Source organism: Asanoa siamensis (assembly GCF_016862555.1).
Taxonomy (GTDB): Bacteria; Actinomycetota; Actinomycetes; order Mycobacteriales; family Micromonosporaceae; genus Asanoa; species Asanoa siamensis.
In genome coordinates this window covers 1-11,402 of record NZ_BONE01000140.1, presented here as the reverse complement: position 1 = coordinate 11,402, position 11,402 = coordinate 1, and the positions used below count along the sequence as shown (strand labels likewise).

The window sequence follows — 11,402 nt, the reverse complement described above, 5'->3', positions numbered from 1 at the left end:
GTCCCTCCATCGCCGCGGCGTCGAGGACCACCGCCGCTCAAGCCCGCGACGCACGCCGGCACCCCACGCAGGCCGCGTCGGTCATACCTCGACGGGCGCGGACATTGCCAAAGGTGGCCCCAACCGATCTTCCGGTGGTTTCCGGCCCTGGATGCGGTCGAGGGCCCGCATCTGACGATGATGGCCCTCGATCCCCGTATGTTCTTGTGCCGCCTCGGCGGGTTCCCCCTCCGCACCGATCGGCGGCTTGCTCGCCCCGCAGCGCCCGGTCAGGCGACGACGCGGCGCTTCAGCTTGCGCCGCTCGCGTTCCGACAGGCCGCCCCAGATGCCGAAGCGCTCGTCGTGACCGAGCGCGTACTCCAGGCATTCGGCCTTGACGTCGCAGCGCGAGCAGATGCGCTTGGCCTCGCGGGTCGAACCGCCCTTCTCCGGGAAGAACGCCTCGGGGTCAGTCTGCGAGCAGAGCGCTCGCTCCTGCCACTCCGGCGCGTTGCCCAGCAGGTCGGCGACCTCGACACGGCCACCATCCATAACGTTGCCTCCTTTCGCACGCCGGCGCACGGCCGGCGTAACCCCCTCGCGGAAGGCCCACCTTTTTCGCCCGTACGGTCCGATTTGTCATGTCCCGTTCGAACGACCCCACTGAAATTACACGCGTGTAATGCGTGCGTCGTCAAGCGGAACCTGATAAATAGGCCCACTCACCGGCGCGCCGTGGGCGACTCGCGGACGGCGCCGTGGTCCTTCGGGTCCCTACCGATCCAGACCCCGGGCGAGTAACGCTCGATCGGCCACTTTCCCACCAGCTCCGCCGCCACAACCGCACATAAAGAATCAAACCATGACACACGTACCTTGATCCACCCGGGCTCCGCTAGTCCCCCAGTCGTGAGCGTCCCGCCAGGGGCGGATCTTGAGGTGCGGCGCGCCCGTGTACCCCGTACGGGCGCTTGCGAAAACCCTCCCGCGCGGCAGGGTCGCGACAGTGGGTCCTACGCACTCGCCCGCCCGGTTGATCAGGACGACGACGCCTCGTCCTACCGATCGAGCCAGCCCTCGAGTGGGCCGCACGCGTCCCGGCCGGGCACTCGCTCAGCGGAGCCCGAGCCTTTCTCTACTCGCCGTCCGCTCCGCGAAGCCCGCAAGGCCTTCCCACAGCCGCCGCCTGCCCAACGAAGCCGCAAGCCCTCCCGCAACCGGCGCCTACCCAACGAACGCCCGCAGCTTCGCGCACTCCGTCCCCGCCCAGCCGGAGACCGAACATCACCGCACGCCGGCGGCAGGACCGAAGGCTGCCGCGCCGGCACGCCGCGGTGCCGGTCCGGCTCAGCCCAAGGTCAGACGCCGGCGCGGTGCGCGCCGGCCCGGCTCACCGGAGGCCGTAAGCCGTCGTGCGCTCGCGGGCCGGGCGGCCCGCCGCCTTCGCGATCGACTTGAGCTGGTCGACCGTGCGTGACGAACCGTTGGCCGAGCCGGCCATCCGGGAGATCGTCTCCTCCATCAGCGTGCCGCCCAGGTCGTTGCAGCCGCCGTTGAGCATCGCGACCGTGCCCTCGTCGCCCAGCTTGACCCAGGAGCACTGGATGTTGTCGATGCGGGCGTGCAGCAGCAGGCGGGCCATCGCGTGGACGACCCGGTTCTCGCGCCACGTCGGGCCAGGGCGGGCGATGCCCGCCAGGTAGATCGGGGCGTTCGTGTGCACGAACGGCAGCGCGACGAACTCCGTGAAGCCGCCCGTGCGGTCCTGGACCGACGCCAGCACCCGGAAATGGCCCAGCCACTGGCGGGGGTGGTCGACGTGGCCGTACATCATCGTGGAGCTCGACCGGATGCCTAGCTCGTGCGCCGTCGAGACGACCTCGACCCACGTCGCGGCCGGTAGCTTGCCCTTGGTCAGCACCCAGCGCACGTCGTCGTCGAGGATCTCCGCCGCCGTGCCGGGGATCGTGTCGAGGCCCGCGTCGCGCAGCATCTCGAGCCACTCGCGGACGGGCATGCCGCCCTTCGCCGCGGCGGTCACGATCTCCATCGGGGAGAACGCGTGCACGTGCATGCCCGGCACCCGCTGCTTGATGGCGCGGACCATCTCGGCGTACGCGGTGACCGGCAGTTTCGGGTCGATGCCCCCCTGCATGCAGACCTCGGTGGCGCCCGCCGCCCAGGCTTCCTCGGCGCGGTCGGCGACCTGGTCGACGGATAGTCGGTAGGCGTCGGCGTCGCGTTCGCGCTGTGCGAACGCGCAGAACCGGCAGCCCACGTAGCAGACGTTGGAGAAGTTGATGTTGCGGTTGACGACATAGGTCACGTCGTCGCCGACCGTGTCGCGGCGGACGTCGTCGGCGATCCGGCAGAGCTCGTCGAGCGCCGACCCGTCGGCGGTGAACAGCGCCATGGCCGCCGCCTCGTGGCGCTCGTCGAGCAGCGCCGCCGGGTCCGTCGCGGCCAGGCGGAGGCCTTCGAGTACGTCGGACGGTTGGCGCTCGACCGCACCAGCGGGCGTGACGGCACCGCCGCTGTTCAGCTCGACCGCCTCGGGCGCGATGCGGTCGGCCACCTCGGACCAGTCGCCGTAGACGGAGTCGAAGTCGCCCCGGCGGTCGGTGGTGCGGCCCGTCGTGTCGATCGTCTCGTGCAGGTCGACGCGTCCGCCAGGGACGAAGGCCGCGTCGGGCTCCTGCCACGGCCGGCCGACCGGTAGCGCGCCCTCGGCGGCCAGCCCCGTCGCAGGCTGCGCGAGCGCTGCCACGTGCTCCGCTAGTCGCGGGTCCAGCCAAGGGTCGCCGCGTCGGACGTACTCGGGATAGATCGTCAGTCTTTCGCGCAACGTGAAACCGCTCGCACCCGATCGGGCGGCGAGTTCGTCGATCATCGGCCAGGGGCGTTCGGGGTTGACGTGGTCGGGGGTGACCGGCGAGACGCCGCCCCAGTCGTCGATGCCGGCTCGTAGGAGCAGGTCGTATTCGCCTTCGATCAGGTTGGGTGGCGCCTGGATGCGGGCGCCGGGGCCGAGGATGATGCGGCCGACCGCGATCGTGGCGGCGAGGTCGAGCAACTCGGCGTCGGGCATGCCGCGCATCGCCGTGTCGGGCTTCGCGCGGAAGTTCTGGATGATGACTTCCTGGATGTGGCCGTACTCGCGGCTCGATCGGCGGATCGCGAACAGCGAGTCGGCGCGTTCGACCAGGTTTTCGCCGATGCCGATCAGGATGCCCGTGGTGAACGGCACGCCGATCCGGCCCGCGTCGTCGAGCACGCGTAGCCGGACCGCCGGGTCCTTGTCGGGCGAGCCGAAGTGTGGGCCGCTCTTGTCGGACCAGAGCCGCGTCGCCGTCGTCTCCAGCATCATGCCCATGCTCGGCGCGACCGGCTTGAGCCGCTGCAACTCGGCCCAGCTCAGCACGCCCGGGTTGAGGTGCGGTAGCAGGCCGGTCTCTTCGAGCACGGCGATCGCGCTGGCGCGGACGTAGTCGAGCGTCGAGTCGTAGCCGCGCGCGTCGAGCCACTCGCGGGCGGCGGGCCAGCGCTCCTCGGGGCGGTCGCCGAGCGTGAACAGCGCTTCCTTGCAACCTTGCGCGGCGCCTTCACGGGCGATCGCCACCACCTCGTCGCGGTCGAGGAAGGCGGCCGGCAGCCGATGCGGCACCGTCGCGAAGGTGCAGTAGTGGCAGCGGTCCCGGCATAGGCGGGTCAAGGGAATGAAGACCTTGCGGGAGTACGTCACGACGCCCGGCCGGCCCGCGTCGCGTAGGCCGGCGTCGCGGATGCCGCCGGCGATGCGCAGCAGTTCGTCGAGCGCGTCGCCGCGGGCGGCCATGAGATCCGCGGCTTCGCCCTGGTCTAGCGCCTTGCCGTCGGCGGCGCGCGCCAGCGCCCGCCGGATGCTCGCCGCGGTCGGCGACGGGGGCGAGGTCGGGATCAGATCAGCCACCGTTGAAGCGTAGGCGCTCGGTACGACAGCTTCGGTGGCGGCGGTCACCGACCAGAAAATCTTGAAGCGGAGCGTGAACCTCGGGGGCACTTTCGGCTACCAACATGCATGAGCGACCATGCCCTGCCTCAGCCGACGGTGACCACCACGCGCGGTCCGTGACCACCGTCCTCGATGGTCTCCATCGTGGAGCCGAGCCCTTCGGCGGCGAGTGCGGCACGGAGCCGTTGCACGTCGATGCCGAGGGCGATGAGCGCTGCGCCGCCTGTGCTGTCGACCGGCCGGCAGACGATCTGGTAGCGGCCCGCTTCCCCAGACCCGGGCGCCGCTGGCAGGGCTTCGGCCGGGTCGGTCAGGTCGGTGGTCGGTGCAGTCAGCGCGGTGGGCGGCGCAGTCGGCCCGGCGGGCGGCGCGGGCCGCGCGGTGGGGGCTGCGGCCAAGTCGGTTGGCAGTGGGGCCAGCTCAGTGGGGGGTGCGGTCAGCTCGGTTGGGGCTGCGGTCACGTTGGTGGGTGCGGTCAGGTCAGTGGGCTGTGCGGGCCAAGCCTCGGACGTCGGGCTTGCCGTGGTCAGGCTCACGGAGAGCGAGTTCACGTCGAAGGTGGTCGCGGTCGTGACCGGGGCGATGGTCGCCAGCGCGCGGGCGACCGCCTTCGGGGTGTCGATGTCGTCGAGGATCGGGAAAGGAGGCTGGTTGGTGACTGTCAGGCGGGCCGCCGCGCGCAAGCCTTCGGCGCGGGCCTCGGCGGTGCCGAGGGAGAACAGGTCCTGGTCGGCACCGCGGACCAGGACGGCCGCGCCGAGGCCGTCGGCGGGTGGCAGTGGGGTGTCGAGGTAGCCGCGGACGACGGCTACCGGGACCTGGGCGCACTTGCCCTTGACCAGCTCCCCCGCCGCGGCCAGTTCGTCGACCACCGCCATCTGGGTGATGGAGAGCTCGTTGCCGTAGGGGTCCACCTCGCCGCGGTGGTCGCGGATGGCGGGGATGCCGGCGGCGCCGAGGGCTACGTCGGTGAGGCCGTTGCGCCATGGGCGGCCCATCGTGTCGGAGATCACGACGGCTACGTCGAGGCCATGGCGTTCGCGCAGCGTGGTGCGGAGCGCGCGGGCCGAGGCGTCCGGGTCCTTGGGCAGCAGCACCAGATGGGCGCGGTCGATGTTCGAGGCGTCGATGCCGGCCGAGGCCATGACGAAGCCGTGGTGGGTCTGGACGATGCGGGTCTGGCCGCGGCGGGCGACCTGGCGGGCGGTTTCCGCGCGGAGCACCTCGTCGCGGGCGGCGGCGCGTTCGTCGCCGTCGACCGGGACGTCGACCAGGCTGCCCTCCGCCTTCGACACGATCTTGCTCGTCACCACGAGCACGTCGCCGGCGCGCAGCCATGGTGCGGCGGCGGTGATGGCCGCCGCCAGGTCGTCGCCGGGTCGTACGTCGCCGATGCCCTCGACCGGCAACACCTCGAGCCGCATGCCCACTCCCCCGACACCCGCCGCTGGATCGTCCGCCGTTGTCATACCAGGTCGATGGCCGCGCGGACCATCTCGGCCGTCGCCTGCTCGTCGGTCATCCAGAGCGGCACCGCCGCCACCGCGACGCCGGGCACCGAGGCGCCCGCGTCGCCGCTGTCGACGAGCCAGCCGTCGAGGACGCCGCCGGTGCTGCGGGCGCCGTACAGCGCACCGACCGCGGCCGCCGTGCACGGCACACCGAGCACGGCCAGGCATTTGTCGGCCATGCCGCGCACCGGGCTGCCGCCGATGATCGGCGAGACGCCGACGACCGCGGCCGGGCCGCCGGCCAGCGCCGCGCGCAGGCCCGGCACAGCCAGGATCGGGCCGACGCTGACCACCGGGTTGCTCGGCGCGACCAGCACGACATCGGCGGTGGCAAGCGCCTCGAGCACGCCCGCGGCCGGCTTGGCCGTGTCGGCGCCGACGAACACGAAACGCTTGGTCGGCACCTCGCCGCGATGGCGTACCCACCATTCCTGGAAATGGATGGCCTTCTCGGCGCCGTCGATCTCGACGACCACGTGGGTCTCGAACCGGTCGTCGGTGGCTGGCAGCAAACGCACACCTGGTTCCCAGCGCTGGCACAGCGCCTCGGTCACCGCTGACAGTGGGTAGCCGGCGTTGAGCATCTGACTGCGTACGAGATGCGTCGCGATGTCCTTGTCGCCCAGCCCGAACCAGCTCGGCTCGGCGCCGTAAGCAGCGAGTTCGTCCTTCACCGCCCACGTCTCACCGACGCGACCCCAACCGCGTTCTGGGTCCGCGGCGCCACTCAGGGTATACATGACGCTGTCGAGGTCCGGACAAATCCGCAGGCCGTGCATGGTGACGTCATCGCCGACGTTCACCACCGCGGTCACCTCGGCGCCGGTGGACCGGGCATATGCCCGAACGCCGGTGAGAAAACGCGCCCCGCCGATACCGCCAGCCAAAACGACGATGTGCATCCCGCAATCCTTACCTACACTGCCGGTTTCCCGGCGTCCGGGCGACTACGCTCACGAAAGCCATCTTCCGTCATCGCCCCAGGGGGAGCCGTGACCACCCAACCCGAGGCCGGGTCGAATGAACAGACCTCGGCAAACCAGATCACCAAACCCTGGCGCGAGCTGATCGCGCTCGTCCTCGTCGGCGCCAACGCCGTGCTGCTGTTCGTGGGGCTCATCGATCTTCTCGTGCCGTATTCGGCGAATGTCGGATTCTCCAGCCGGGCCGGCGGAAGCTTCTTCGACTTCGTCGGCATCGAGGCGATCGTCCTGCCGCTGCTGGCCGTGCTGTTGGCCACACACCTCAAGCCGCCGGTGCCGCGCGCGAAGCTGATCACGCAGGTGGCCCTCGCCGAGTACGCCGTGTCCGCCGTGTTCGGCCTCATCGCGCTGCTGGCCTGGCTGTTCGGCTCGCTGGTCGACGGCGAGGTCCGGGCCGCGTTCACGGGCCTGTTGGTCCGGATCGCCTACACCGCCATCTTCGCCGCGGCCGGCTTCCTGATCTACAAGGTCTGGCGGACCCTCTACTACGTGCCACGCCCGAAGCCGCAGCCCGGCCTCTACGGCGCACCCGCGGGCTACCCGCCACCCGGCGGCGGCCCGATGGGCGGCCCGGTCCAGGGACAGGGTCAAGGTCAGGGACAGCAGGGGTACGGCGCACCGAACCCGTACGGCCAGCCCAGCTACCCGCCGCCGCCCGCGTACCCGGGTGCGGCCCCCGGCTTCGGCGGCCCCGCCGCACCGACCGCTCAGCCGCCGGCCGGCCCGGCCGCGGCACCCGGACAGCCCGGCGGCCCGGCGCCGTCAGCCTCGGCCGAGCCGTCGACGTGGCCCCCGGTCGCCGGCGCCACGGGCGCACCGCAGGCGACCCAGACGATCACCGCCCCGGCAAGCCCGGCCCCGACCACCACCGGCGTCCAGGTCGACCCGCCGACGGCACCGATCCCCACGCCGGAAGGCGAACGGACCCAGGTGATCAACCCGGCCAGCCAGCAGCCGAGCGCGGGCTCGGCCCCACCGCCGGCGGCCCCCACCGACGAGCCGACCCGGCCCGACGTGCGCTGACCAACCGCAAGAACCAACCGCAAGACCAACGATGGGCAGTAGGCCTGGCGCAAGCCGACCTACTGCCCATCGGCATATCCGGGACGGTCCCCGAAAGACCCACGCCAGACCCGCTGCCAGACGGCAACACGCACGTGCGTCCGGGCGCCCATCAGCGCATCCCACACCGCCAAGCCCGGCAAACCACGCCCGAGCCGCCACCAAGCGGCAAGACGCACCTGCGTCCGGCCCTCACCGCGCAGCACACTCCAGCGCCCGCCCCGGCGAGTCCCGCGCATCCGGCACGTCGCCGGCCTGGCCGAGACCGTCGCACCGCGTCGCGCAGCGAATTCCGGCACCGATGCACGCGGCAACCTGCGGCTTTCGATCCGGCCTGGCGCGCGGGTTGGGAGGGCGCGGCACCACCCGCCGTGCCCCCCAGCCGCGACGGGTGGTGCCGCAGCGCGGACCTGGGGAGGAAGGTCGACGCGCGGGCACGTCCGGCCGGCACCTCCACGACGCGAGTTCGCGGGCCCTCGTTGGTAGCCGGCCGGACGGCAGTGCCGCCCGCGGTATGTGGGCGTTAACACGAGCATGGCCAACCCGCACGCCGAACGCGACAACTTTCAGGCACCGCTGAAACATCGAGGTCAGCGGTACGCTCATCGGCACGGACGAACGCCGCAAACCCCCGGAGCGGAGCAGACGAGGCCGTGCTGCGGATCCACTTCACCCCAGACGACGTGGCGCGTACCCGCGTCGCGCCTCGGGCGGATCCGATTTGGGAATTGATCCTTAGTTTGCACCTCTTCCAGGCCCGGCGGCCCGAGCGCGATCCTTTGCTCGCCGGCTGGCGGCGGCGGGTCACCGACGGGCTGCGGCACGACCCCCGCCACGGCGACCGGCTGCTCTTCGCACTCAACCCGCCGCAGGGCTACTTCCCCGACTTCCTCACCCCGTTCGAGAGCCGCGCCGGCCTGTTGCCCGCGCTCGACGCGATCCGGGCCACCCCCGCCGCCAACCTGCGCCGCGACCTGACCCTGCTGGCCGCGGACAACCGGCTGCCCACCGGCGCCGCCGCGCTCGCCCGCGGTGAGACCGACGCGCTCTTGGCGCTGACCGACTCGATGGAGCGCTACCGCGGCCTGGCGATCGCGCCCTTCTGGAACCGCATCGAGAGCGCCGTCGAGGCCGACCGCGGGCAGCGCGGCCGGGCCATGCTGAGCGACGGCGCCGACGGGCTGCTGGCCAGCCTCAAACCGGCGATGCGCTGGGACGGCCGCATTCTCGAGGTCCGGCACTATCCGGTCAGCCGCGACCTCTACCTCGACGGCCGCGGGCTGCTGCTCGTGCCGTCGTTCTTCTGCGCGCGTACCCCGGTCACGCTTGTCGACCCTGACCTGCCGCCGGTCCTCGTCTACCCGGTGGAGCGGCTCGGCGGGCTCGACCAGCCACCGGAACCGGGTCGACGGGCCGCGTTGGCCGCGCTGCTCGGCAGGACGCGGGCGCGGGTGCTGGAGGTCGTCGACACGGGCTGCTCGACCGGCGAGATCGCCCGGCGGCTGCACATCTCGGCGGCTGCCGCCAGCCAGCACACGGGCGTGCTGCGCAACGCGGGCCTGCTGGTCAGCCGCCGCGACGGCAGCACGATGCTGCACACCCTGACCCCGCTCGGGCGGGCGATGCTCGAATAGCTAGTCGTGCCAGAGCGCGATGCGGTGGTCCTCGTCGGTCACGTAGATGTGCTCGCCGTCCAGCACCGCCAGGCCCTCGACGTTGTGGAACGGCGCCAGGTCCTCGACCACCTCGCCGGCCACCCGGGTGCCGGTGCCGAGGGTGAACCGCACGTGCGTACACATGATCTCGCCGCCCGTCGGATGGTCGTCGAGCAGCACCGAGCCCTTGCCGAGCGCGTCGATCGACCCGACCACGGCCTCGAAGCCGGCGTCCGTCGCGGTCAGGGCCCGGAAACCCGTCAGTGTGCCGGGCGGGGTCACACCCGTCAGCGCGTACGCCCGGACGACAGCGGGCCAACTGCGCGGGTCCGCGTCGAACATGCCCTCGACCCCGCCGATCTCGACCAGGATCGGCTCGCCGTCCTGGGTCACCGGGAAGCGCAGGCCCAGCAGCAGCGTGCCGGCGGGGGTGAACGCCGCGGCCTCCACGTTGACCGGCAGGTCGCCGGCCACCACCCGGTCGACCCAGCCCTTGGCCTTGGCCGCGCCGCGGATCTGGGTTTCCCGGATGAACCGCTGGTGCACCCGCTCGCCCGGCGGCAGCGGGTTGATGTCGGCCGCCAGCAGCGCGTCGTTGATCGCCCGGTGCAACCGGAACTGGTTGCGCACCACGTGCAGCTTGACCACCCCGCGGGCGGCGTCCGCCTCGCGGAACCGGGCGAAGAACGCGCGCTTGGGCCGCAGCGGGCCGGCCTTGGAGCCGAAGTGCGAGCCGACCACGTAGACCCAGCCGTCGCGGTGCGCCAGCGCCTCGCCGTCCTCGGTGCGGCCGGCCTCGTGCCCGGCGTCGAAGCCCTGGTGGTGCGCGGCCCAGGCGCCGTCGTGCCCCTGCACGAGCAGCGCGACGCAGGCCTCGACCGGGCCCTCGTCGAGCACCGTCCACAGGCCACGGCGGGCGCCGTGCGCCGCCAGCAACTCCGGCGAGAGCACCGGCAACAGGTCACTGGCCTCGTTGCCGGCGACGGACAACTCCACATGGCGCAACGGGGCGGTCATGAGATCAGCTTAAGGAACCCTGACGAGTCAGCAGAAACCTTCGTCGCCACGGGACTTGAGCTCGTCGACCAGCTTCTTCACTTCCTGGGAACGCTCGCGGGCGCAGACCAGGACCACGTCGGGCGTGTCGACGATCACCAGGTTCTCGACGCCGAGCGCGGCGACCAGGCGGCCCGACTGCGGCACGACCACGAGCCGGTCGGTGTCGCGGAGCAGCACGCCGGGCTTGTCGCCGCTGCCGCCGACCACCACGTTGCCGCGCGAGTCGCCGGGCAGCACGTCGCCCAGGGTCTGGAAGTCGCCGACGTCGGTCCAGCCGAAGTCGCCCGGCACGGTGCCGACCCGGCCGGCCGCGGCCGCGCCCTCCATCACCGCGTAGTCGACCGAGATCTTGGTCAGCGTCGGCCAGGTCGTGGAGAGGACCTCGTCGCGGTCGGGCTCGTCCCAGGCGGCGGCGACCCGGCACAGGCCCTCGTGCAGCGCCGGCTGCTGGCGGGCGAGCTCGGCGAGGAACGCGTCGACCCGCCACACGAACATGCCCGCGTTCCACAGGTGGTTGCCGTCCTCGACGTAGCGCTTGGCCACCTCGTACGCCGGCTTCTCCGTGAACGCCTCGACCATCCGGACCGGGCCGGGGCCGACCTCGTCGCCGCAGGCCAGGTAGCCGTAGCCGGTCTCGGGCCGGGTCGGCTTGATCGCGATCGTCATCAGCAGCCCGCGCTCGGCGCCGGCCACGGCCTCGCGGACCACCTCGACGAACCGGGCCGGGTTGGTGATCAGGTGGTCGGCCGCGAAGGCGCCCATGATCGCTTCCGGTGAGCGGCGGGCGATCAGCGCCGCCGCCAGGCCGACCGCGGCGCACGAGTCGCGGGCCGACGGCTCGACCAGGATGTTCTCCTCGGGCACCGCCGTGAGCTGCCGGGCCACCGACGCGGCGTGCGCGGCGCCGGTCACCACCACCGTCTGATCCGGGCCGGCCAGCGGCGCCACCCGCTCGACCGTCGCCTGCAGCAGTGACATCGGGCTGCCGCTCAGCGGATGGAGGAACTTCGGCTGATGGAGACGGGACAGCGGCCACAGTCGAGTGCCGCTGCCGCCGGCGAGGATGACGGCGTGCATCGGGCAATCATGCCCGAACGGGGCAACCACGGCTGCGCAAGGCTCTGTCTCGACATGGGGGCCGGAGCGAGGCGAGGCCCAGA

General features: G+C 72.1%; 8 protein-coding genes. 2 read left to right on the top strand and 6 right to left on the bottom strand.

The features are described 5' to 3' along the window. Positions 1-269: 269 nt before the first annotated feature. The 4 genes from Asi02nite_RS39805 to cofD form a co-directional block, all read right to left on the bottom strand. A complete protein-coding gene (locus Asi02nite_RS39805) occupies positions 270-533 on the bottom strand; it encodes a WhiB family transcriptional regulator (RefSeq protein ID WP_089245306.1) in 264 nt (87 codons plus the stop codon). Between the two features lie 838 nt (positions 534-1,371). Beyond that, on the bottom strand, positions 1,372-3,921 hold the full coding sequence (locus Asi02nite_RS39800) for a bifunctional FO biosynthesis protein CofGH (protein ID WP_203719233.1): 2,550 nt from the start codon (positions 3,919-3,921) through the stop codon (positions 1,372-1,374). Positions 3,922-4,058: 137 nt separating this feature from the next. Next, positions 4,059-5,396, bottom strand: a complete 1,338-nt coding sequence (locus Asi02nite_RS39795; RefSeq protein ID WP_239127678.1) for a coenzyme F420-0:L-glutamate ligase — start codon at positions 5,394-5,396, stop codon at positions 4,059-4,061. 41 nt (positions 5,397-5,437) lie between these two features. Further along, a complete protein-coding gene (gene cofD, locus Asi02nite_RS39790; protein WP_203719232.1) occupies positions 5,438-6,385 on the bottom strand; it encodes a 2-phospho-L-lactate transferase in 948 nt (315 codons plus the stop codon). 90 nt (positions 6,386-6,475) lie between these two features. On the opposite strand from cofD, the gene Asi02nite_RS39785 reads away from it, so the two are divergent. Both Asi02nite_RS39785 and Asi02nite_RS39780 read left to right on the top strand, forming a co-directional pair. Continuing rightward, positions 6,476-7,489, top strand: coding sequence for a hypothetical protein (locus Asi02nite_RS39785; protein ID WP_203719231.1), 1,014 nt, complete (start codon positions 6,476-6,478; stop codon positions 7,487-7,489). Positions 7,490-8,256: 767 nt separating this feature from the next. Continuing rightward, the gene (locus Asi02nite_RS39780; protein WP_239127676.1) at positions 8,257-9,162 is read left to right on the top strand and encodes an ArsR/SmtB family transcription factor; all 906 of its coding nucleotides are present in this window, start codon (positions 8,257-8,259) and stop codon (positions 9,160-9,162) included. Here the strand turns inward: Asi02nite_RS39780 and Asi02nite_RS39775 are convergent, their stop codons facing one another. Next, positions 9,163-10,200 (bottom strand): hypothetical protein, encoded by a 1,038-nt coding sequence (locus tag Asi02nite_RS39775; RefSeq protein WP_203719229.1) that lies wholly within the window; start codon positions 10,198-10,200, stop codon positions 9,163-9,165. It lies immediately after the preceding gene. 27 nt (positions 10,201-10,227) lie between these two features. Continuing rightward, positions 10,228-11,319, bottom strand: coding sequence for a mannose-1-phosphate guanylyltransferase (locus Asi02nite_RS39770; RefSeq protein ID WP_203719228.1), 1,092 nt, complete (start codon positions 11,317-11,319; stop codon positions 10,228-10,230). Positions 11,320-11,402 lie beyond the last annotated feature (83 nt).